Source organism: Photobacterium pectinilyticum, from assembly GCF_024357955.1.
Taxonomy (GTDB): domain Bacteria; phylum Pseudomonadota; class Gammaproteobacteria; order Enterobacterales; family Vibrionaceae; genus Photobacterium; species Photobacterium pectinilyticum.
In genome coordinates, this window is the sequence record NZ_JANEYT010000081.1 from 1 (window position 1) to 22,522 (window position 22,522).

The 22,522-nt window shown below is 47.1% G+C and carries 18 protein-coding genes; 10 read left to right on the forward strand and 8 right to left on the reverse strand.

Translation table 11 applies throughout. From position 1 onward, the window contains the following. Positions 1 to 417 precede the first annotated feature (417 nt). The 3 genes from NHN17_RS21675 to NHN17_RS21685 form a co-directional block, all read right to left on the reverse strand. The gene (locus NHN17_RS21675; RefSeq protein WP_255044726.1) at positions 418 to 1,317 is read right to left on the reverse strand and encodes a LysO family transporter; all 900 of its coding nucleotides are present in this window, start codon (positions 1,315 to 1,317) and stop codon (positions 418 to 420) included. 279 nt (positions 1,318 to 1,596) lie between these two features. Next, complete coding sequence (locus NHN17_RS21680) at positions 1,597 to 2,520, reverse strand: HDOD domain-containing protein (protein WP_255044728.1); 924 nt, start codon at positions 2,518 to 2,520, stop codon at positions 1,597 to 1,599. Between the two features lie 98 nt (positions 2,521 to 2,618). After that, complete coding sequence (locus NHN17_RS21685; RefSeq protein WP_255044729.1) at positions 2,619 to 3,200, reverse strand: LON peptidase substrate-binding domain-containing protein; 582 nt, start codon at positions 3,198 to 3,200, stop codon at positions 2,619 to 2,621. Between the two features lie 292 nt (positions 3,201 to 3,492). Between NHN17_RS21685 and NHN17_RS21690 the strand changes: the two genes are divergently transcribed. Further along, entirely contained in the window at positions 3,493 to 4,080 is a 588-nt protein-coding gene (locus tag NHN17_RS21690) for a TfoX/Sxy family DNA transformation protein (protein WP_255044730.1), read from the forward strand. Between the two features lie 144 nt (positions 4,081 to 4,224). Then, on the forward strand, positions 4,225 to 5,127 hold the full coding sequence (gene dsdC, locus NHN17_RS21695) for a DNA-binding transcriptional regulator DsdC (protein WP_255044731.1): 903 nt from the start codon (positions 4,225 to 4,227) through the stop codon (positions 5,125 to 5,127). An 84-nt stretch (positions 5,128 to 5,211) separates the two neighbouring features. Here dsdC and NHN17_RS21700 read toward each other — a convergent pair whose 3' ends face one another. The 4 genes from NHN17_RS21700 to NHN17_RS21715 form a co-directional block, all read right to left on the reverse strand. Further along, positions 5,212 to 5,760 carry a hypothetical protein gene (locus NHN17_RS21700; RefSeq protein WP_255044732.1) on the reverse strand — a complete coding sequence of 183 codons (549 nt, stop codon included), beginning with the start codon at positions 5,758 to 5,760 and terminating at the stop codon, positions 5,212 to 5,214. A 210-nt stretch (positions 5,761 to 5,970) separates the two neighbouring features. Then, a complete protein-coding gene (locus tag NHN17_RS21705; RefSeq protein ID WP_255044733.1) occupies positions 5,971 to 6,960 on the reverse strand; it encodes a 2-hydroxyacid dehydrogenase in 990 nt (329 codons plus the stop codon). 133 nt (positions 6,961 to 7,093) lie between these two features. After that, complete coding sequence (locus NHN17_RS21710; RefSeq protein WP_255044734.1) at positions 7,094 to 7,600, reverse strand: response regulator; 507 nt, start codon at positions 7,598 to 7,600, stop codon at positions 7,094 to 7,096. Further along, positions 7,597 to 9,549, reverse strand: coding sequence for an ATP-binding protein (locus tag NHN17_RS21715; protein WP_255044735.1), 1,953 nt, complete (start codon positions 9,547 to 9,549; stop codon positions 7,597 to 7,599). Before NHN17_RS21715 ends, NHN17_RS21710 begins: the two co-directional genes overlap by 4 nt. A 269-nt stretch (positions 9,550 to 9,818) precedes the next feature. On the opposite strand from NHN17_RS21715, the gene NHN17_RS21720 reads away from it, so the two are divergent. The 6 genes from NHN17_RS21720 to NHN17_RS21745 all read left to right on the forward strand — a co-directional run bounded on the left by NHN17_RS21720 (position 9,819) and on the right by NHN17_RS21745 (position 17,052). Continuing rightward, positions 9,819 to 11,132, forward strand: coding sequence for a DUF945 family protein (locus tag NHN17_RS21720; protein ID WP_255044736.1), 1,314 nt, complete (start codon positions 9,819 to 9,821; stop codon positions 11,130 to 11,132). Between the two features lie 279 nt (positions 11,133 to 11,411). Next, complete coding sequence (locus NHN17_RS21725) at positions 11,412 to 11,828, forward strand: CBS domain-containing protein (RefSeq protein ID WP_255044737.1); 417 nt, start codon at positions 11,412 to 11,414, stop codon at positions 11,826 to 11,828. 354 nt (positions 11,829 to 12,182) lie between these two features. Beyond that, positions 12,183 to 13,586, forward strand: a complete 1,404-nt coding sequence (locus NHN17_RS21730) for an MATE family efflux transporter (protein ID WP_255044744.1) — start codon at positions 12,183 to 12,185, stop codon at positions 13,584 to 13,586. Between the two features lie 232 nt (positions 13,587 to 13,818). Next, positions 13,819 to 15,234: an SLC13 family permease gene (locus NHN17_RS21735; RefSeq protein ID WP_255044738.1), complete on the forward strand. Its 1,416-nt coding sequence runs from the start codon at positions 13,819 to 13,821 to the stop codon at positions 15,232 to 15,234. 10 nt (positions 15,235 to 15,244) lie between these two features. Then, positions 15,245 to 16,567, forward strand: coding sequence for an ATP-binding protein (locus NHN17_RS21740; RefSeq protein WP_255044739.1), 1,323 nt, complete (start codon positions 15,245 to 15,247; stop codon positions 16,565 to 16,567). 11 nt (positions 16,568 to 16,578) lie between these two features. Continuing rightward, complete coding sequence (locus tag NHN17_RS21745) at positions 16,579 to 17,052, forward strand: response regulator (RefSeq protein ID WP_255044740.1); 474 nt, start codon at positions 16,579 to 16,581, stop codon at positions 17,050 to 17,052. A 57-nt stretch (positions 17,053 to 17,109) separates the two neighbouring features. On the opposite strand, the gene NHN17_RS21750 is transcribed toward NHN17_RS21745, so the two are convergent. Beyond that, positions 17,110 to 17,391: a hypothetical protein gene (locus tag NHN17_RS21750; RefSeq protein WP_255044741.1), complete on the reverse strand. Its 282-nt coding sequence runs from the start codon at positions 17,389 to 17,391 to the stop codon at positions 17,110 to 17,112. 196 nt (positions 17,392 to 17,587) lie between these two features. Between NHN17_RS21750 and NHN17_RS21755 the strand changes: the two genes are divergently transcribed. Both NHN17_RS21755 and NHN17_RS21760 read left to right on the forward strand, forming a co-directional pair. Next, positions 17,588 to 20,026, forward strand: a complete 2,439-nt coding sequence (locus NHN17_RS21755) for a zinc/cadmium/mercury/lead-transporting ATPase (RefSeq protein ID WP_255044742.1) — start codon at positions 17,588 to 17,590, stop codon at positions 20,024 to 20,026. 206 nt (positions 20,027 to 20,232) lie between these two features. Then, positions 20,233 to 22,356, forward strand: coding sequence for a methyl-accepting chemotaxis protein (locus NHN17_RS21760; protein WP_255044743.1), 2,124 nt, complete (start codon positions 20,233 to 20,235; stop codon positions 22,354 to 22,356). Positions 22,357 to 22,522: the final 166 nt, after the last annotated feature.

Here is a 22,522-nt window from a genome sequence, read left to right on the forward strand (position 1 = left end):
GAAAAGCGCTTTTACGCTATGCACCCAAGGTAGGAGCCGGATGCGTTAGTAGCGCACGTCCGGATCTGCGCGGGGGGGGGCAGGTAACTGCCATTCCTACCGCGACCATTTTAACCTGCAGACTGATCAAATATTTATGTAGGTTGGTATAAGAGCTTGGCTAGAGGCGCTAGGTCATGGGCTAGTGGTAAGGAGGCTAGTGGTAAAGAGATTGGAATTACTGGTTGGCAGTAAAGTGACTTAGCCTAAGGCACACAGTTATTGGCTAGTGTCATAGGAATGCATTGATAAGAGTAAAAGAGGATACCTTAGATTTTGGGTACCCTCATTTAGATAAACAAGGATCTGAGTTAATTGATGCAAAAATAGTTTTGCTTAAACTCTTTTAGCCAATAGCCAATAGCCAATAGCCAACTCTTACAACGACAAAAAGAACAGCATCAATACTGGTACAAGTAAGCTGAGAATAAACCCGCTGACAATTGCAATCGGAACACAGCGTATGCCGCCACAGTTTTGGATCACCGGTAGGGTGAAGTCCATCGCGGTGGCACCAGCATAGCCGATCGCAGTACTCGGGTAGCGGCTGATCATCATAGGGATCAGGCTCAGGGCGACTAGCTCGCGCAATAATTCGTTAAGGAAAGCAGCGCCGCCCATGACAGGGCCAAGGCTGTCACCAATTAAGATACCCGCCAGAGAATACCACCCGAACCCAGAAGCCATCGCTAAGCCTTGGTTATAGGGAAGGTCAAGCAGCCATGCTGCAATCAAGCCGCCAGGCAGAGAGGTAGCAATAATCGTTAACGCGATGATGATTCCTTTCTTGTTGAGCAAAATTTGCTTCAGAGTCATCCCGCTGTTTCTGAGCTGGATGCCAATAAGGAAAAGCAGTAATAGCAATATCACTTCGCTAGCTTGATCTACCCAGCCTAGTTCGATACCTGTCATTAGACCGACAATCAACCCGCCTGCAACCACTACGATGAGCTTCAGTGATTCTAAAATCATATCGCGCAATGGCAGTGTTTGGTGTCCATGAGCCGTCTCAGTTGGCATCAGTTTGTCTAGCACTGGCAGGGCAAGCAGATTACAGGCGCTGATCATTAAAAAGAATACAAGGGTGTAAGTGAGGATCTGGTTGAGGTTTTGCCCAATATTATCCAGTCCGGCCAAACTGAGCCCCATAAGGGTCAGGATCACCAGAACCAGCCTGCTGGTCTGAGTGTTGATAAACGCCAGTACTGCAGGCTTATTGATGGTAATGAAGTAGCCGATAATCAACGGCAGGAAAATATAGAGCATGCCAGAGAACATGTGGGTCCTTGTGAGTGTTGAGGCTGGTTATCCATAAACTAGCCCTTGGGAGCCTCTTTACCTCTCGATTTCTACCTAAAATTGCGTTGATGTAAAGCGACTATGTCTTCATCAATTTGGGTTGAACTCAAATGGCGAGATGACTCTGATATGAACAGAATATGACTGGGTTTGGTATATTTTCAGCAGCTTATCAGTAAGGCTGAGAATGGGTCAACAACCATTCTCAGCAAATTGATGCGCTTACAGTATGCCGGAAGCGAGTTTCAGAACAGAACTCTAAAGGCCGCTATTGCTAATGACCATTTTGAGGCGCAGATTAAATTCTTTCGCAGGGAGGTTGGTTAATTCATACATCACTTCGGCACCAGCGAGATCTAGCTCGACATGGTGTTCGTCGATAGCATCATCATTACTCTTGAACATCAGCAGGTGATGGGCCATACGTGCGACATCAAGATAGCCAGTATTGTCACTTAGTGTTGGGTGTTTAAGAGGTTGGTTGGTTGCGACTTCAAGGTAATCGTCGTCGAAGCCCCAGTGCTTAAGGATCACCTTACTGGCTTCTTGGCAGCTATGCTGGAAAACATACTTGGCGATATCGATATCGAGATAGTTACCACTATCAAGATAGGACTGGTATTCATGGATCAGGCTGAATAGGCCAATATCGGCAAACAGCCCTGCTAGCAACGCTTTTTCCGGCTCTAGTTCTTTGGGGAACTCTTCGTGGTTGGCCAAGCCATGGCTGATTAATGCCATGGTGGCAGCGAGCTGACGCGAGCGAATGGCACTCTGCTTGAGGAGTTGGTTGCATTCTTTGCTGAAGTGATACCGCAGCTTGAGCTCCTCGATGGCCTTCGCGGTAATGATATCCCTTACCCTAAAAATACCTAACCGACTGACTGCGTTATAGATATCATGGCAAACCACATTGCGACGGTTGAACATCATTGTGTTGGATATTTTGACGATATAGGCGGTGATACCAGGATCATCGATGAGAAGATCGGCAACATCGCGAACGGTAGTTTCGTCGTTATTGCATAGCTGTTGAAGCTTGCTGAGAACGGACGGGATAGGGGGAAGGATAAGCCTGTCTTTTTGCACGGCTGATTTAACTAGAGAGCAGAATTCTGACTCTAATCCCTTAATTATCTTGTCGTTTTCAGGTTTTAGCCAAAAAAAAGATACGTGAGTCATTACTGCATTACGAAAAGTCTGGACATGGCTATTCTATCGGGACTGAGAGGGGATAGATAGTGGCGATGGCACAAATTCATTACAGGATGTTTATCTGACTAGTTTTCAGGCAAGTGAAACAATTTGTGTAGGAAGCGGGCGGTTAACGTAGCGTTATTTTGGGTGATCAGTAGTTGCTTGTAGTGAACCTCAAGCGGTAGCACCTCAATCCAGCGTTGGCATACCCAAGATATATCATCCCAATGTGGTGATGGGTACAGAGAGCTGATTTCTGGCATGGATTGAAAAAATAGCTTTAGTTTATCAACCAACTCTTCATCTTTGGGCCTTAGAGTGTCACCCCCCCAGTTTGGATAAAGTGTGCAATTGCCTTTCATCAACCCGTCTTGTTCGAGATGGATGTCATGAATACGAATTTTCTGTACCCCTTCAACCACAATAGATAACAAGCCAGACTCCAACTGATCAAAGTTGATGATGTTGCATTGGGTTGCTATAGCAGGGATTTGTTTGAGTTCACTATCGACCTCTGATTCGTTAATCATACAAACGGCAAAAGGAAGATCCTTAGCTAACGCTTCCTTTAGCATCCTCAGGTAGCGCTTTTCTATCAGGGTAAATGAGCCCCTGCCACCTGGCAGTATATGGACATTGGATGGATAAAGGGCGATTTCATTCATGATATTGCCTAAAAAAGGATACCCAATGCGTGCAAGACGACGATAAGAATAAAGATAGTGCCTACTGTATATTTTGGGATACTCGTTCAGTTTTCACCATAAAAAAATACGGTCGTATTTGCCTCAAAGTGCTTATTTTTTGTCCCGTAATATGTCTAAATTCTCACTTTTAAGTGTTCACTGTTTCATATGTGGCGATTATTAATTTGCTGTGTCAAAGTCAATTTAATGACGCGATTCTATTCGGCGCTTCAGGAAAAATAAGCCATTAACAATTAATGGGAGATGAATTTTGCTAGGGTTCAGGGAAGAGATCTTTAATTATTTGCGCGAATTTGGCGTGTTTGAAAAACGCTCCATGTTCGGTGGTACAGGCATTTTTATAGAAAATGCAATGTACGCCATCATTACCGATAAGGCTGTATTCCTTCGGGGGGGGAGCAATCTCGACCAACATTTTACTTTACTCGGTTGCGAAAAGTTCAGACACATCAAACGTAGCACCACTGCCGTTGTCAATTACTACGACATTACCCAAATTTACCAAACAGATGCAAAGGCTTGTGCGAACTTAATTAAGGAGTCAATTGCTATTTCAACGTCTGATAAGAATTACAAAATGTCAGATAAAAGCAAAAGAATTAGGGACTTACCTAACATGCGTTTGACGTTGGAGCGGATGGTGAAAAAAGCCGGCGTTCCAGATGTTAGTAGCTTTGTCTCGCTGGGAGCGGTTGAGGTCTTTCGTAAAGTCCGGCAGAGCCACGGTAAAGATCTTGATGTGAAGTTGTTGTGGATGTTTGCTGGAGCCATTGATGGTTGCCATTGGACATTACTGAAAGAAGAACAAAAGCAACGCTTATTACGAGATGTACAATAAGATCTAACAAATAATTTTAAATGATAAATAAGTCACTGTCATGAGCAGTGGCTTTTGTCTTTATGTCCACCAGTGATTAGAAGCAAGAATCTGAGGACATTTAGGTATATCATGTGTTGATAAATCCATGTTGTTTAATGATATATGCGACTACCATGTTTGACTGGGCCTGTGTTATCTGGGCTCCATTGCTTTCTTATTGCAGCCGATCAGATGAGCTTTACACGCGCGGCGGAGATTTTATGCCTGACGCAAAGTGCGGTAAGCCATAAAATCAAAAATTTGGAAGATTCATTAGGCGTAAAACTGTTTATTCGCCAGCCTAGAAAGCTCACACTAACCGATGAAGGCAAGCGGCTAAAGGAAGTTCTTGCGCTTAATTTTGGTGATATAGCGAATGAGCTGAGGGATCTGCGTACCCTTGAGTTAAGCGGTGATCTCAATGTGTCTGTCCCCCCCACGTTTGCTCAGCGCTGGCTGTTACCAAGACTGAATAGTTTCTTGGAAAAATACCCCGCACTGCGTTTTCATCTGCGCACTCGTAATGAACTGGTGGACTTCCATACCGAGTCTTTCGATTGTGCTATCTACTTTGGCAACGGAAAATACACCGGGCTGCATGTGGTCAAGCTGATGGACGAAAGCATGGTACCTGTTTGTAGCCATGAGTATGCCGATCAACATGGCTTATACGGTAATCCTGCAAAATTAACTTCTTGCATGTTGTTGCATGATGCCGCGCCATGGGCAAGAGCAGGCGTAAACGATGAATGGCAGTACTGGGCACAGCAAAATGGTGTGGTGTTGCCAGAGGTGGGTTGTACATTTGACCGAGCTGATTTGGCGCTGCAGGCTGCGGAGCGGGGAATTGGTGTCGCTATTGGTCGGGCGTCGTTTATAGCCGAGCAGCTCGAGTCCGGGCGGCTTGTTACGCCCTTTACGCTTGCGGTGGCCTCACCCCAAAACTATTTCTTAGTGTGCCGTAACGAAATGGCAACGTCACCACGGGTGAAAGCGTTTATTGATTGGTTGGCTGAAGTGCAGTAGTTGCGTATACAGCTAACGGTTACAAAGAAAAACGCCCTGCATTAGCAGGGCGCTTATTATCTGCGGTGTCTATTTTAACGAAGATTAGAACTTGAATCGCGTAGACAGCATTACTTGATCGCCGTACAGTTCGTTGAATCGACCGGTAACGCCAACAGAGAATAGTTCTGTTGCGTGGAAGCGGCCGTAAACACTGCCAGTGACTTCTTCGAAATCGTCAATGTTAATGTGGCCGATAGTACCGCCAACTTCTAGCTGTGGACCCAGCCATTGACGAACACCCAAGTTCACTTCAACACCAAACTTACCGCTTGAACTTTTCAGTGCACTTTTGTTTTTAGCACTGCGTGCTTTAAGTTCACCGGTGATATCAGCCCAATTGTTAACAGGGGCGTGGAAGCCTACACCGAGTGTTGCATCCCAATCGCTTTCGAATTCAGTGTCGATGCTACCGGTGATGTGGGCATTCGGGTGGATTGAAGTGCTGAAACCAGCACCGTAAGTCAGCGGGCTAATACCAATACGCGCTTCAGTGTAGTCGTAGCTGAAATTGCTCATTGTCGGCTGGGCATTCGCCTGTACCGCTGAAACAGATGCCAGGACAAGACCTGAAGCAATTAGAGTTTTACGCATGACAAATTTGTCCAATGGGCTAAAAAATAATTGAACTATTTTAATGGACAAAAGCGAGTGTTCATAGCGGTTTTGTGGAAATTTGCTGTGTTGTTAGTAAGGTAATAGACGTAAAAGTCGACAAAATTAGTAATATTTTGTGATCGTCGATTTTAATTATCACTTTATGTTTACTAAAGGCAGGCTTATAGCCTGCCGGGCTTGGATGAATCAGACCAGCTCATTGCCTGATTGTTGTTCCTGTTCGAACTGTTTGATGTTGTTCAATGTCGTATCCGCAATGTTGCCCAAGGCCTCTTCGGTCAGGAAGGCTTGGTGTCCGGTAAAGAGAACATTATGGCAGGCTGATAAACGACGGAAGACATCATCTTTTATCACATCATTAGATTTGTCCTCAAAGAACAAATCTTTTTCATTCTCGTAGACATCAATGCCCAAGGAGCCAATTTTGCTATTTTTTAATGCCTCGATAGCATCTTTGGAATTGAGTAACTCCCCACGGCTGGTGTTGATGATCATCACCCCATCTCGCATTTTGGCGAACGCGTTGGCATTGAGCATATGGTAGTTTTCTTCAGTCATTGGGCAATGCAAAGTGATAACATCCGCTTGGTGGTATATCTCTTCCAAACTGGTGTATTTCACGCCTAATTCAATAGCAATAGGATTTTCGTACGGATCATAGGCCAAAATATTCATGCCGAGTCCTTTTAGAATACGGGTTGTTGCAATACCTATTTTTCCCGTACCTATCACTCCGACCGTTTTGCCATGGAAGTTGAAGCCAGTCAGACCTTCCAGCGAGAAGTTGGCATCGCGGGTACGTTGGTAAGCCCGGTGGATCCGACGGTTGAGGCTCAGCATCAGGCCAAGGGTGTGTTCGGCAATGGCCTCGGGGGAGTAGGCAGGAACGCGGACAACTTGAATACCCAGTGATTTTGCTGCTTCAAGGTCGACCTTGTCGTAGCCGGCACAGCGCATGGCGATAAGCTTTACTTGGTTTTGTGCAAGAGCTTCTAGCACAGGGTGGCTCAAATCATCGTTGACGAAGGCACAGATCGCATCATAGCCCTGAACTATTTTGACTGTCTGTTGCGTCAGGCGAAAATCATAGAAGTCGAGCTGATGGTGATAATGTTGATTAATCAGTTCGAAGGAGTTTTGGTCATACTTTTTGGTGCTGAAGACTGCAACTTTCATGGATCACCTTTTCGGGTTGACTCTTCCTCGGCATAAGCCTTGGATTAGTGTAATTGATCTTGTTATTTTGTGATCAAGATAACACTTTATTCCCTAACCCGAAAAGGTTTGTATGACAATTAAATTTATAGGGTTATACGTCGGACAGCGATAACCTGCGGTGACTCAAGGCTTCCATGATCCGGTTGGCATCAAGGATCTGGATCCATGCCATCAACCCAGAGTCTGATTCATTGTCGATCACAAAGGTGGTCAGCTGATCAATGACGATCTGTCTGAGTTGATCACCGTTCCAAGGTTTGGCGATGTAGTAATCCAAGCTGGCGTTGTTGACCGCTTGTACGGTTTCCTCGAGGCCAGCTTGCCCGGTCAGCAGTACCTTGCGGGCATGGCAAGATTCTTCCTGGTGCTTGAGCTCAATGAGAAAATCGATACCTGTTTCTCCTGGCATAATGTGGTCACACAGGATCAGTGACAGTGGGGTATGATCGGCAATGGTATCAGCGAGTACTTCTTTGGCTTCGTCGACCGATTCAGCTGCTTCGATAACGAAATGCTCTTCCAGCGAGCGCAGATCATTGATGACGCTATCAAGTACTTCCCGCTCATCATCTACGCAAAGGATCAGGTATTTGTTCATAGGCTCTCCTTAAGTGCCTCGCCTAAAGGCAAAGTAACTATCATTCTGGTAAACAGGCCGGGTTCGGATTCGACCCTGATACTGCCATTATGTTGGTGGATTATCTGTTGGCAAACCGATAATCCGATCCCAAGGCCGAAGTTGCCTTCTCGCTTGGTAGTGAAATTGAGCTCGAAAATTTTGTCTTGTTGTTCTGGCGGGATCCCCTTGCCATTATCCTCTACCATGACTTCAATCCCCTGCTTGGTTGGTCCATCGAGTGTGACTTGCCGTGTGATCACTTTAATTTGCCCCGGTTCGTCAACGGCATCAAGCGCGTTGGAGATCAGGTTAGTCCACACTTGCTGCAATGCGATAGGCTGACAACGCAGCGGTGGAAGCGAGCTGTAATCTTTAATTAATTGGTGGCGCTTGAGCTTATTTTCGAATATCACCAAGGTGTCTTCCAGCCCTTCATGGATATCGACAGAATGTACTGACTCATCATCTTGCCGCGCATAGCTTTTCAGACTTTTAACCAGATCCGCAATCCGCTGAGCACAGACATTGATAGATCGGAGGAAGTTACCCATCTGATAGTAATTTTCCCACTCGGCAAGTACTTCTGGCAGTTTGTTTTTTTGAGGGAGCAACCATTCACGGATATAGTCGTCGTTATCAATTCCCATCTGTACCGCCTTACGGGCATGCTGCCTATCACCGAGCACATTGGTTAATTGCTTGGCACGTTGCCGGGCTTCAGAGGTAGACAGCGGTCTTGATAGCATTGCTTGTTGCATAATGTCGTTACCACGATCTTGGTTCTCATGACTGAGTGTGGTTTTGGTAATGCTGCCGATGGTTTGTTTGAGGGTATCACTGCCGCGCAAGATAGCAGAAACAGGGTTGTTCAGCTCATGGGCCACACCTGCTACCAACTGACCGAGCATCGCCATTTTTTCTTTGTCGATCAACTGGTGATAGGCTTCATCCAATGATTTTAGGGTTTGTTGCAACCGCATTTCGGTTTGGATACTCCCTTTCAGGCGGCGGTTGAAGTTGCGCAAGAGAAGGTTGGTAAACAGGGGAAGCAACTCACTGCGTGAGTTCATGACTTTATTAAAGAGCTCTCTGTCAAGTTTGATGACATCGGTGCCGCACAGAGTCACGCCGGTTGAAAATGATGTTTCCCCAGAGATAAACGACATCCCGCCGACGAGATGACCGGGTCCGGCCCTTACCACCTCATGGCGACGCCCATGCTCATCCTTTTTATATAGCGCGACCTCACCACTGGTGATGAACCAGAGGAAGTCATTGGGTTCGCCTTCCTGGGTAAGGATATGGTTGGCACTGTAGCTGCGACAAGCGCGGGTGTCATCATTGCTGGCAAAGAAATCATGCAGGGCATCGATCACCTGTGTGGCCAAGGTGGTATCGTCGAGGGTGTGACTATGCTGGATAAACCCTGAGCGGAACCGCGACATCTGTCGTTCTATATGGGCATTGAGGATCCTACGGTGATCAAGCAGTTGGCTGTACTTGAGGCAGTCTTCATCCGGATGTTTCAATACGAAGTGCGTGAGTTCTTTTACGAGAACTTGTTTGAGCTCTTGTGGCTTCCACGGCTTGGTGAGGCAATAGTGCAGACGTCCTTCGTTGACCGCTTGCATGATGACATCAAGCTGCGGCATATCATTGAGTAGTACTGAGCGAGCCTGCTTGCTGGCTGGGTACTGGTCGAGCGAAACCAGAAAGTTAACACCTCGGTCATCACCGAGTTCGTTGTCGCAAATCACCATTGCAGCCCGCTGATTCTTAGCTTCGATATCAGCCAGAACCTTATTGGCTTCGTTAATGCTGTAGGCATTATAAATGTCGAACAGGTCGGCAAAGGCCGATAAATCCTGATTGAGCTTTTCCACAACAAGTGGGTCGTCGTCCAAACAGACAATCGCAAAACTATTCACCGTTACACCCTTCACGTCAAAATACTGCTATGTTGCTGTTATGATTAGATACTTTGTATTTTAGTGTATAAGAATTAAACACACTTGACTGAGAGCCATCTAGCAATCACGTGAGAATAGTATTACAGATTGTTGAAGGTGTGATTCTAAGCTAATTTGTTGGGGCTCTGATAAAAATGCCCTTTAAATCAATGAATATTGATAAATTTATTGTTCAGCAAGCTATGATAGACTGAGTTTTTTATCTTCAGATCTGGGACCTAAAAATAATGCTAGGAAAAATCGGTGCGGTTGGTGGTGCAGTGGCTGTGGCACTGTGCTGGCCTTTTGCCACGGGGCAAATTGGCGAGCGTATTTATCTTGATACGCTTGGTCAGTATGAAAATCCGTATCTTGCCGTGTCCAATGACACCTATAAGCGCGGATATCTAACTTCCGAAGCGGTATCAAAAATTGAGCTAAAAGATGAGTTGAAATTTCTTTTTGAAGATGAAGGCCTACCAACCGTTTGGTTTGTTAAGCATCATGTAAGTCACGGTTTTTTGAGCGTTTCCTCTACCAGTGAGCTGCTGGTGGATGACGAACTTAAGCCTATGGCGGATACATTATGGGGTGAAGGTGTTGCGCCTGTTACCTTTACGACCAACACGGCGATGACCCGTAAAACGGACTTTACCTTCCAGATCAACCCTATTGAAGAGAAAGAAATCAGCGGAACCAATGTTGCCTTGTCATCGTTTGTTATGCAGGGAACGGTGAATGCGAAAGGTGCTGGGGAGTTCCAATACCAACTTCCATCCGCTAACCTCACCACAACAGCCCATGAAGAGATGGTGCTGAAAGGCCTAAAAGGCGGTGGTAAAGGGTATCTGGATGGTCAGTTCTGGATTGGTGACCAATCTCTGACCCTTGATGAAGTGCGCTTTAGCGATTTGAATTCCGAGCAGAGTGTGGATGTGGCGCAGCTCATCGTTGGTATGGAAAATGTACTTATTCAGCCTGAAACGCCTGAGGGAGAGGAAAAGCCTGAACTTCAGCTTTCTAATTCAAACCATATTCAGGTGGGTAAGCTGGTAATGCTGGACGGCAGCGAATACCAAAACTTCAACTTCCAGATGGCTTTCTCTGAGCTTGATTACCCGTCGTTGAGCCTATTGGGAGATATGACTGATGACCTGGAAGAACCATTGACTGAACAACAAGCAATGGAAGTGTCTGCGGCATTGGATTCGTTGGTAGCTAAAGGACTTACCTTTTCTATTGGTGATTTAAGTGTTTTGGCCCCGGAAGGTCAGGTCACTAGCAGTTTGAACATGGCTGTCGAGCCGGGTATCAGCAATATTTCGCAAAATATCGGTCAGATTGCCGAGAAACTCGGCGGTGATATTCATCTTAGCTTGCCTGTTGAGCTCGTTGAAGCCGATCCGCTGCTGAGCGAGCGTGTTGATATGTTGGAGCAGAGCTTGATTGTGGAACGCAATGCCACTCATTACCTCCTTAATATGAAGATTGATGGTGACAAGGTGATCCTCTCCAATGGTGACCAACTGCCGTTTGCGATGTTGTTTATGCTATTCATGTAATCTTTATATTGGGCCTCCATAACAAAAAAACCGCCGTTCCTAACGGCGGTTTTTTGTTTTCTCTTTCACCCAGAGAACAGCGGTTTTAAAGTGTTTTGGTATGATGATAGGTAAGATCTATTGATAAAATCGCTTATTTCAATTTAGTAATTTCAAGGAAATAGACGACACTTATATCAAAAGGGGAGCTCCCGGAGTGGGAGAGCCAATCGAAAAAATTATGGTCAGGGTAATCAGCAGAGTAGTAGGTTGTCTGACAGGCATGAATTAGGGGGATGTATGGAGTCGTTGAAGGTTAAGGATTATATGAATGTACGTCCGGTGACATTTGAGCCAAAGATGTCTCTTTCTAAGGCTCTGGATAAGTTACTTTCAGCCAAGCAGATCGGTGGCCCGGTTATTGATGAGTCTCGCAAAGTGGTTGGTTTTCTTTCCGAACAGGACATGATTCACAAACTTCTCAAAGTGGGTTATTACTGTCAAGACACCCATACGGTTGAAGAGTGTATGCACTCTGAAGTGCTGACTGTATCGCCTGAAGACTCGATTATTGAGCTGGCCGATACCATGGCTGGACAAAAACCGAAAATCTACCCTGTTGTAGAAAACGGTCGTTTGGCGGGGGTTATTACGAGACGTGATGTGCTAACGGCGATCAGCAACCAGATTGGGGATTGTTTCAAGCATCCCGTTTAATCACTATTCCCGTGATGACAGTAAAGAAAGGCGCACATCGCGCCTTTCTTATTCACCCATAGTTAGGTAACGCCTAATACCAATCTGGATAAGTCGTTGATCAAGTATTTGCACTGGAAAAATCGTTGTTATCAAGGTTGATATTGCAGTCACTAGTGGCTCAAATCACAAAATATCTAACGCAGAGAACAGCGATTTTAACCTGCAAGACTGATCAAATATTTATGTAGGTTGGTATAATAGCAAGGAGAGCCTGTGCCCAAGCAGCCCCGTCCCTCTGCAGAAGCTCGCAAAGTTCAGCCCCCTAAAGATGCAAAATTCGTCACCGGTACGCCCATGAAGCATATCGTGGTGATGTCCGGTACTGGTGCTGTTGGTTTGATGGCGCTGTTTTTGGTTGACTTGCTCGATATGTTCTTCATCAGTTTACTTGGTGAGATTGAGCTAGCAGCGGCGATTGGTTTTGCCGGCACTTTGATATTTTTCTCGACCTCAGCCTCAATTGGTACCTCTATTGCCATGGGGGCCTTGGTATCCAGAGCCTTGGGTGCCAACCAACGGGATAAAGCCCGCTTGGTCACTGTCAATGTCATGATCTTTGCTGTTATATTCAGCGCGATTCTTGTCTATGGCATGATGTCCAACCTTCAGGCCTTGTTATCTATGATTGGAGCGCAGGGCAGGGTGGCTGAAGCTGCGACGGATTATCTGACTATTCTCCTGCCAAGCGCACCGATGATTGCGATTTCCATGTCGGCTGGCGCGGCATTGCGTGGTATCGGTGATGCCCGCCGTTCGATGTATGCCACATTGATCGGTGGCGGTGTGAATGCCGTGCTTGATCCCTTGTTTATTTTCGGCTTTTCAATGGGTGTTGAAGGGGCTGCGATAGCGTCAGTATTTGCCAGATTGGCGGTGATGGTGTTCTCCCTCCATGCCATTATTGTCCATCACGACTTAGTTTCCCGCCCCAAGTTCTCGGCGTTTTTCTCGTCCTTGTTACCCATTTCGGCGATCGCCTTACCGGCAATACTGACCAATACCGCAACGCCAATAGGTAATGCCATCGTAACCAGTAACATTGCGCAGTTTGGCGAGAGTTATGTCGCTGGATATGCTGTTATAGGCCGTATCATGCCGGTGAGCTTTGCACTGGTGTTCTCTCTCTCTGGGGCGATTGGCCCGATCATCGGTCAAAATTTTGGTGCCGAGCGGTGGGATCGTATTTTACGCTCATTATCAGATGCGCTGTTGTTTGTCAGTGGTTACTGCGTGCTGGTGTCTATCATACTGTGGTCTTCGCAGGATTGGCTGATAGCGGCATTTAGTTTGCAGGGCGACGCTGCCAGCATACTGTCGGTGTTTTGTAGCTATGTTGCGATAACCTTTATTTTCAATGGTGCAATGTTTGTCGCCAATGCGGCCTTCAATAACCTCAACCGGCCGACATGGTCGACGGCACTCAACATGGGCAAAGCGACCTTGGGGACGATTCCTTTTGTCTGGCTGGGCGGAAAACTTGGCGGAGCCGAAGGGGTATTGTTAGGTCAGGCAGCGGGAACCATAGTGTTCGGGATTATTAGCGGTATGTTAGTGGTTAATCAGGTCAGAAAAATGGCCACTGAACATGAACAGAAACTGGAAGAGCAAGATATTCTCGAGCCAAGTGTGCCATTAACCCCGTTTTGTTCATCACGGACCTATATGGGGCATGAAGACGTGATTGAAGAGACGCTTGCGACAGAAACCAAGGTTTGATTTTGTTTTGGTTAATGTCAACCATCAAAAAGAGTTATATTTCACTGGTTTATTGATCTGTTTCGGTGAAACTTCCTACCTTTAGACGCACAATGACCCAATCTAGATTTTTACCGGTAGACAAGAAGCGCTACTGGTACCGCTGATCCTGCTGTGCTAATTCATTGATGAAATATCTCTATCAGCAGTGACAGACACAAAGATTCTGTGTTTTTAAGGGAATAATGTAAACATGCGTCAATATCTAAGGGTGATCATACCCGTTCTCATTCCACTCATCATTCTGATGTTACCAGCGTCAGCGTTTCCCGTCGAAGGGCTAACTATTGTCCAACAACGTGTTATCGCGATCTTCTTATTGGCGGCCTTGTGCTGGGTGCTGGAGCCGATACCAATTTATGCAACCTCCGTTGTTATTATCGTTTTGGAACTGATGCTGCTCTCTGATAAAGGATTGTACTTGTTCCGCTCGGCGGAAGGGCAACCGCATTTTGGCAAGTTGCTTAGCTACAGCGATATCATGGCGACCTTTGCCAGCCCGATCATCATGCTGTTCTTGGGGGGCTTCTTTCTTGCCATGGCAGCAACCAAATTCCGCCTTGATGTCAACTTGGCGCGTGTGTTGTTGAAGCCATTTGGTACTCAGCCGAAATATGTCATGCTCGGACTGATGTTGATCACCGCGATTTTCTCCATGTTCATGTCGAACACGGCGACGACGGCGATGATGCTGGCGATTTTGGCGCCGGTTATTGCGCTATTTGGTTCCAAGGACCCAGGAAAAATTGCGTTTGCCCTGTGTATTCCGGTCGCAGCCAATATTGGTGGTATCGGGACTCCAATCGGCACCCCGCCCAACGCCATTGCGCTGAAATATCTCACCGGTGACAACTTGATCACTTTCGGTGAGTGGATGTTCTTCGGTGTGCCGTTTGTGGCTGTCTTGCTGGTCTTTGCATGGGTGCTGCTCAATGCGCTTTACCCTGCCAAGCAAGAAAAAATTGAGCTAACCATCAAGGGTAAATTCTTGATGACGCCGAAGGCGATTACCGTCTATGTCACCTTCGCCCTGACTATTATTCTTTGGTTAATGGGATCGTCACATGGCATGAACTCTTACACGGTTGCCCTGATCCCGGTTGCTGTATTCTCTCTGACCGGCATTATTAATAAGGAAGATTTGAAAAAGATCTCCTGGGATGTACTTTGGTTGGTATCGGGCGGTATTGCGCTTGGCTTGGCGTTGGACCAAACCGGACTAGCAAAGCTGATGGTAAACAGTATTCCGTTTGATAGCTTCTCGCCATACATCGTTCTTGGTGGGGCGGCGTTGCTATGTTTGGTGATGGCAAACTTTATGTCCCATACCGCGACGGCGAACTTGTTGATGCCAATTATGGCCGCATTAGGTACGTCTATGGTGTCGCTTGTACCGCTGGGTGGCGAGATCACCTTGATCCTAGTTGTGACTTTTGCCGCATCGCTGGGTATGTCTCTGCCTATCAGTACCCCTCCGAATGCCCTTGCCCATGCAACCGGCCATGTGCAGAGTAACCAGATGGCCCGTGTCGGGGTGATTATTGGCGTTGTGGGTGTGCTGCTGAGCTTTGTCATGATTTGGCTGTTGCACTTGATAGACCATATTTAAGAGAGCCACCATGCATCAACCAAAAGCCATGCAGCGGATCATCGATGTGTACTTCTGTGACCCAGCTCGGACTGAAGCGGCCAAGGCTGGGACACAGGTGTTGGTACAAGATGGTTACAACGACAAACTGTATTGGGTGAAAAAAGGCGAGTTGTCTGGTTACCTCAAGAATGACGCTGATGTGACGGCAAAAGTGTTTAGGGTCGAGCAGGGGATGTTCTTCGGGGTTCATAGCTTCTTTGCCCAAACATTGATGGCATCGACTACTGTGGTGGCGGAAAAAGACAGCGAAATCGCGTGGATAGATCTCAAAACCCAGCCAGTTGAACCAGCAACGTTCGGTTCTCTGGCCGAGCAGTTTATGCCCGTCATGGTCCATGAACTGGCCCAGCGGCAAATGATGACTGGGCTGCAGGCGATCGAAAAAGAAAAGGCACTGCAAAAGCTCTATGCGGCTGAGCAGATGACGACTTTGGGTCAACTCGCTGCTGGTATTGCCCATGAGCTCAATAATGCGGTCGGGGTCTTGAGCAGTAAAACCGAAGGGTTACAGCACGGCATTTGCCGCTTTCTGGAAGAGAACAAACCGGAAGTCAGTCCGTTTCTTGATCTTGGTATTTGCGATGGTCAGGCTGTGACTTCGGCACAGGCCCGCAAACGCGCTAAACAGCTACAGCAAGATCTTGGTCTTGAAAGGGAGCCGGCCAGACAGCTTGCTCGTGCGGTGCCAGACGGTGAAGTACCAGCATATTGGCTCGAGAACCTCAATGAGGCTTTGCAGTATTGGGATATCGGCCGAGATCTGCATGATATGCGGTTGGCCTCGAAGCATGCTGCCAGTATTGTCCGTTCGGTGAAACAGCTTGGCGGCACTGACAATGCTCGTCAGCCAGAGGTTGATGTAAACGATACGATCCACAAATCACTGGCTCTGCTGCAAAGTAATTTAAGGCGGGTCAATGTGGTATTGCGTCCGGCAGTATTGCCGACCATTACCGCCAGTACCACAGAGCTGGTGCAGGTATGGGTCAATATTATCAAGAATGCCTGTGATGCCATGGAGCATACTGCAGAGCCGCAGATCGAGATTATTACGCGGCATTCAAAGAACCGTCTGTTGATCACCATCAGTAATAATGGGCCGGTGATCGATGAAGCGACACGACGGAAAGTTTTTCAACCTAACTTTACAACCAAAAAAGGTGGGTTGTCGTTCGGATTAGGGCTGGGCCTCTCGATAGTACAGCGGATAGTCAACAGTTATGGTGGCACCATTGCACTAAAGAGCGACCTAGATAAAACAAAATTTCGTATTAAATTGCCAATCGCGTAAGGGAATGGTTCATGGAAAAACTAAACATTATCTGTGTAGATGATCAAAGGGAAGTACTCAGCGCTGTATTGAAAGATTTGTCGCCGTTGAATGATTTCTTCCATGTTGAAGATTGTGAGTCAGCGGATGAAGCACTTGAATTGATGGACGAACTGGATGCCGAAGGCGAGTTCATTGCGTTGGTGATCTCAGATCATGTCATGCCGGGTAAAACTGGTGTCGAGCTTCTGACAGAGGTTTCGCAGGATACCCGCTTTCACAAAACAAAGAAGGTTCTGCTGACCGGTCAGGCAACACATCAAGACACCATCGTGGCAATTAACCGCGCTCGTATCGAAAGTTATTTCGAAAAGCCTTGGAAAGCTGAGAGCTTGCTGACGACAGCACGTAGCCTTATCACCGAATATATCTTTGATATGGGAATGGATTACCAGCCGTGGATGGAGATCCTTGATAATGGTGTGGTGTTCAGGCGTTTGAGTTAAGGACGTAATTAAAACAAAAAAAGCAGGCACAGCCTGCTTTTTTTGTATCTGAATAGCCTAGGCTGCCACAATATTGTTTCTGACCAAACCGCGCTTGATGTTCCGGCACATTTTGCCAAAGCGCGAAATATCGTCGAAATCCGGCGAATCGCCTCGCTCTAATGCACACTCCCAGTAAGAAACCTCCGATTCCAGCAATTCCATCAGCTTTTTTGGACAACCGATGCAGCTGTTGTCAGGGCCACAGACAAAAGTATCAGAGTCATAAAGTGGCAGCTCTAACTTAACTTGTTCGATGATCTGAAGCATTGCCGTACGGCGATCGGGTTTCTTTGCCATTGTCGATGTGTGCTATAGGGAAACAGGGTGGCGAGGGTATAAAAAAACATAGCGGTATGTCCATAACCAATTTGTGGTTACCTTCAGTGTAGAAGAAATCTTATATACCTTGTGACTTGACCTTAGACTTAACTCCAAGGTTTATAGTTATAGACATGGTGAGCAAACCATAGATAACAAAGACAAGGAGAAGGCCATGTGTGCCCAATGCAATAATAAGAAGTTACATGTTCATTCAGTGAAAGCTGCCAGCGTAGGTCAGTCGTCCGTTGTGGTTGAAAACAACAATCCAGAGCCGTGCTGCACATCAAGTAACTGCCAATCAACCCAAACACCAGCAACCTCGCAAGAATCGGAATTATCGCCGGGCGATGACGATCCTGCCTCCGGCGCCTCCTCAGGGTTTTCAGTGAATAAAATCACTTCCGCAGAGGCAGCGGCAGAATCGTCATGTTGCAGTTCAGGTGGCTGCAGCAGTACAGCGAGCGTAGAAGAACAGAGCGATGACACTCAAAGTGACGATGTTTCTCCAGCCCCTCACAGTACAACGATAAGTTGGAAAGTCGGCGGTATGGACTGTCCAAGTTGCGCCAGTAAATTAGAAAAGGCGATTAATGGCCTTGATGGTGTTGTTTCCGCGAAAGTGATGTTTGCCACTGAAAAGTTGGTCGTTAATTGTCAATCTGCTGAGATATCGGACGCTATTGTTGCGAAAAGCCGTGAAACTGGCTTTTCGCTCTTTAGCTCTGGCAGTTCATCAGAAGAAGGCAAGCCTGCGAGTTTGCTTAAGGAAAATCTTCCTGTACTGATGATTGCGGTGATGATGCTGATTTCATTTTTGGTCAGTAGACAGTCTGAAGCCATGGGGTTAGCGGCGTTTACGGCGACCACCTTGGTAGGGCTACTGCCCATCGCTCGCAAGGCCATCAATTTGGCAAAAAGCGGTTCGCTATTTTCCATCGAGACTCTGATGAGCGTGGCTGCCATTGGTGCTCTGTATCTGGGGGAAACAGCAGAAGCTGCCATGGTGCTACTGCTGTTCCTTATCGGTGAGCAGCTTGAGGGCTACGCCTCAGCAAAAGCGCGCAGTGGGGTGAAATCGCTGATGGCCTTGGTGCCGGAAAAAGCTAGCCGTATTTTGCCTGATGGGAGCAAAGAGCAAGTGTCGGCCAGTGAGCTCCAGCAAGGTGATGTCATCGAAGTGGCACCGGGTGGTCGTTTGCCCGCTGATGTAGAGCTATTGGATGCGGCGGCTAGTTTTGATGAAAGTGCATTAACCGGTGAATCCGTACCGGTTGAACGCTTGCCGGGTGAGCAGGTAATGGCGGGTGCATTGGTGGCGGATAAGGTGGTACGTCTACGTATTATTTCAGAACAGGGCGCGAATGCTATTGACCGTATTTTGCATCTGATCGAGGATGCAGAATCGCGTAAGGCACCACTAGAGCGCTTTGTTGATCGGTTTAGCCGCTGGTATACCCCAGCGATGATCGTGTTGGCTGCTTTGGTGGTTGTTGTGCCACCGATGTTGTTTGGACAAAACTGGGATGAATGGCTGTACAAGGGCCTAACGCTACTTTTGATTGCTTGTCCATGTGCTCTGGTGATTTCGATTCCAGCAGCGATTACATCAGGTTTGGCAGCGGCAACACGGCGTGGTGCTCTGATTAAAGGCGGGGCTGCACTTGAACAATTAGGAAGAATTCAAACCGTAGCTTTTGATAAAACCGGTACCCTCACCGAAGGTAAACCTGTAATGACAGATATTGTCAGCTGGGATGGCGACGAAGCGCGCTTGTTGCGCCAATCAGCGGCGGTAGAGATGGGATCTGCCCACCCACTGGCACAGGCTGTGGTCAATGCCGCTAAAGAGCGTGGTTTGCAGCTTGAAGAAGCGCAAGAGCGTCAAGCGCTGCCTGGACGAGGTATTCAGGGGAATTGCGACGGTGATACCTTGATGCTGGTGGCTGCTGATCGCATGCCAGAAAATGTATCGCTGACAGCACAGCAGTCAGAGCAAGCTTATGGGCTAGAGGGAGAAGGGAAGACCTTGGTGGTTGCTCTTCGGAACTTGCAACCGGTAGGGCTCATAGCTTGGCGTGATAACTTGCGTGCAGACAGTGCCAAAGCGGTACAGAAGCTCAAGGAGATGGGGATTCACTCTGTGATGCTGACCGGTGATAACCCGCGAGCTGCGGCCGCAATTGCTGGCGAAATCGGGATTGCGTTTGAAGCAGGTTTGCTTCCGGAAGACAAGGTACAGCATGTAGAGTTGGCAAACCAACGCGCCAATGTGGCTATGGTCGGTGACGGTATCAACGATGCACCGGCAATGAAAACGGCCTCGATTGGTATTGCGATGGGCGGAGGGACAGATGTGGCGTTGGAAACTGCCGATGCTGCCTTGACCCATAACCGTGTCTCAGAGCTGACAATGATGATTGCTCTGTCGAAAGCGACGCTGGCCAACATCAAACAGAATGTATTTCTGGCGCTAGGTTTGAAAGGGGTTTTCTTGATTACCACCTTGCTGGGTATGACAGGCTTGTGGGTTGCGGTATTGGCCGATAGCGGAGCAACGGCATTAGTCACCCTTAATGCGCTGCGTCTGTTGACGTTTAACTACAAGGAATAGATTGCTCTGAACGATTCGCCCAAAATTGGTGCATCACTTCAATGTGATGCACCAATGTTGACCGGGAGTGGTCATACTAAGTTTTTTATCATTTATTTCAGTGTGTTGTCCCTATCATCCACTATCAAACCATAAAATACCAAACTGTTGAGTTTGGTATTTTTTTTGCATTTAAAACAATAGGATGATGTATATGGATAGATACGATGCAGCTCTCACAGCAAGAAAAGAACTGGCTCCCAATTTGGGGCCCTAATGGTAAGCTGGCGATGCGTAAAGCGTGCTGGCTAAACCGAGATAAGATCTCTTACCTTGAAGAGACATTCGACAGTCTTTCGAATACGCGGGTAAGGCTGCTCCATACTTGGACAGAAACACAGTGGGACTTCCTGCAAGATGCGATGTTCTACCTCGCGACAAAACCAACACAAGAGCAGCCTAATGTTCTGGGTCAATTGCTAAAACGAAATAATGACTTTTCAGAACTATTTATTGTTAATGCCGACGGCATGATTACGGCAAGCAGTTTTCCCGCTCATGCTGGTCAAGTTCATCGCCAACAAGACGCATTGGCCCAAGGGCGTGAAAAGCAATTTCTGCATGGGCCGTACATCGATAAGCAGACGTTGGCACCGGGCCCTTCAAGCTCAAGCTTCCACGATGAAGTCACATTGATGTTCTATCAGCCGATAGAAGTGTCTGGCACTTTCATCGGTTGCCTATGTGGCCGCGTTCCGAATGACGTGCTGGGAGATTTGATCCAGCGAGAAGCCGGGCATATCTATAGTGAGTCGGGTGATAACTACATATTCATGGTTGATTCGAAGTTTGAACCGTCAATTCAGCCTGGTATTGCCCTTTCTCGTTCACGTTTTGAAGACAGCACGTTTTCCCATGGCGAGAACCTGAAATCGGGTATTGGAACTGATTGGGGGGCGGTCAAAATCGATAAACATACCGAGTTTGAAATTGTATTCACCGATCCGGCCACCAAGAAGCTGCATCCAGGCGTCAGGGAGACAATTGCTAAAGGCGAAAACCTGTATGTGGAATATCCAGGTTATTCCGACTATCGCCATATACCGGTGATAGGGAAGGGGGTGACATTCCAGCTTCGTGGCTCTCCCGATCGCTGGGGGATGATGTGCGAGGCCGATCTTGAAGAAGTCTATCGTCACCGTTCCCTTGCCAAGAAATTGAGTAATAAGTACTTACTGATTTGGCTGTTTACCGTTGTGCCTCCTTTGTTTCTCGCGCACTTTATGTCATTGGGGATCCCAGCTCTCGGCCTGATGATGGCCATGTCACTGCTGATTGGCTACGGTGTGTTCAAGTATATGTTCGCAATGCCTATGGTAAGGCAGCTTGAACAAATGACAGGGGTGATAAAAACCATTGCGGAAGGTGATGGGGATCTAAAGCGCAGGCTTGATAGCCAGCAATTTCATCCCGATGAGACGGGGGATTTAGGCCGATGGATTAACAGCTTCATTGATAACCTCGAGGGAGTGGTCGGCGGCATTATCTTTGCCTCCAGTGAAGTTGAACAGGTGAGTAATTCAATGCTGCGCCGCTGCAGTGTGGTGGATGATTGTACCGTTCAAACCTCTGGCTCTATCGACTCCCTGTTAACATTAACCCACCATCAGCAAGCTGAAATCCACAAAGCAGAGCAATCAGCGCAGCAGTTACAAGAATTGATGCAGAATATGGTCGATTCCGCACAAGAAGAGTATCAGCAAGCGGTAAGCAATACTCAAGAGATCAAAGATATCGTTAAAGCGTCTGCAAATAGCGTGAATGAAATTAACGACGAGATGAAACATATTGAAGGGATTGTTCGACTTATTTCGGAAATTACCGAGCAAACTAATTTGTTGGCTTTGAATGCGGCTATCGAAGCGGCTAGAGCCGGCGAACATGGTCGTGGGTTCTCTGTGGTGGCTGATGAAGTGAGGAACCTCGCCACCAAAACATCAACCGCAGCCAATCATATTGGTGAAACGGTAAGTAAATTGCGTGGCCAATCAAAAACCGCGGTCAGCTATATGGAGCAGGGCGTACAAAATGTCGAGCAAAGCTCGATGATATTGGACTCAAGCCAGCGCAGTGATAAGCTACAGCAAGCGGTGGAATCCATGTTCCAAACCATTAATGTCATTGCTTCGACCAGCGAGCGGCATAGTGATACAGCAGAAAAAGCACAGAGCAGTATGTCATCGCTGGAACTGTCCTCTCAGCAGTTAACACGCCGAACAACCTTGGTGAAAAACTCGATTATTCGATTACACCAGCTAGTTGATCGGTTTGAAGTCTCTTCGGCAAGCTAGATTACAGTGAACAATAGGCACCTACGGGTGCCTTTTTTATATTGAAGAGCAAATCATTGTGAGATGGCACGAAATATGTCAGTAGGCCTCTAAATAGCTGTTCCTAATAGTAGATCTCTCAGGGAAGGGAACTCAGTCCAAATTGTGCGATCTGATCAGTTACCAC

Bases quoted from the DNA above. Each gene is read 5' to 3' on its own strand.
- NHN17_RS21760 (WP_255044743.1), top strand. From the start codon at position 20,233: ATGCAGCTCTCACAGCAAGAAAAGAACTGGCTCCCAATTTGGGGCCCT.
- NHN17_RS21700 (WP_255044732.1), bottom strand. From the start codon at position 5,760: ATGCGTAAAACTCTAATTGCTTCAGGTCTTGTCCTGGCATCTGTTTCA.
- NHN17_RS21745 (WP_255044740.1), top strand. From the start codon at position 16,579: ATGGAAAAACTAAACATTATCTGTGTAGATGATCAAAGGGAAGTACTC.
- NHN17_RS21680 (WP_255044728.1), bottom strand. From the start codon at position 2,520: ATGACTCACGTATCTTTTTTTTGGCTAAAACCTGAAAACGACAAGATA.
- NHN17_RS21720 (WP_255044736.1), top strand. From the start codon at position 9,819: ATGCTAGGAAAAATCGGTGCGGTTGGTGGTGCAGTGGCTGTGGCACTG.
- NHN17_RS21740 (WP_255044739.1), top strand. From the start codon at position 15,245: ATGCATCAACCAAAAGCCATGCAGCGGATCATCGATGTGTACTTCTGT.
- NHN17_RS21675 (WP_255044726.1), bottom strand. From the start codon at position 1,317: ATGTTCTCTGGCATGCTCTATATTTTCCTGCCGTTGATTATCGGCTAC.
- NHN17_RS21705 (WP_255044733.1), bottom strand. From the start codon at position 6,960: ATGAAAGTTGCAGTCTTCAGCACCAAAAAGTATGACCAAAACTCCTTC.
- NHN17_RS21725 (WP_255044737.1), top strand. From the start codon at position 11,412: ATGGAGTCGTTGAAGGTTAAGGATTATATGAATGTACGTCCGGTGACA.
- NHN17_RS21735 (WP_255044738.1), top strand. From the start codon at position 13,819: ATGCGTCAATATCTAAGGGTGATCATACCCGTTCTCATTCCACTCATC.
- NHN17_RS21730 (WP_255044744.1), top strand. From the start codon at position 12,183: ATGTCCGGTACTGGTGCTGTTGGTTTGATGGCGCTGTTTTTGGTTGAC.
- dsdC (WP_255044731.1), top strand. From the start codon at position 4,225: ATGCGACTACCATGTTTGACTGGGCCTGTGTTATCTGGGCTCCATTGC.
- NHN17_RS21685 (WP_255044729.1), bottom strand. From the start codon at position 3,200: ATGAATGAAATCGCCCTTTATCCATCCAATGTCCATATACTGCCAGGT.
- NHN17_RS21710 (WP_255044734.1), bottom strand. From the start codon at position 7,600: ATGAACAAATACCTGATCCTTTGCGTAGATGATGAGCGGGAAGTACTT.
- NHN17_RS21750 (WP_255044741.1), bottom strand. From the start codon at position 17,391: ATGGCAAAGAAACCCGATCGCCGTACGGCAATGCTTCAGATCATCGAA.
- NHN17_RS21755 (WP_255044742.1), top strand. From the start codon at position 17,588: ATGTGTGCCCAATGCAATAATAAGAAGTTACATGTTCATTCAGTGAAA.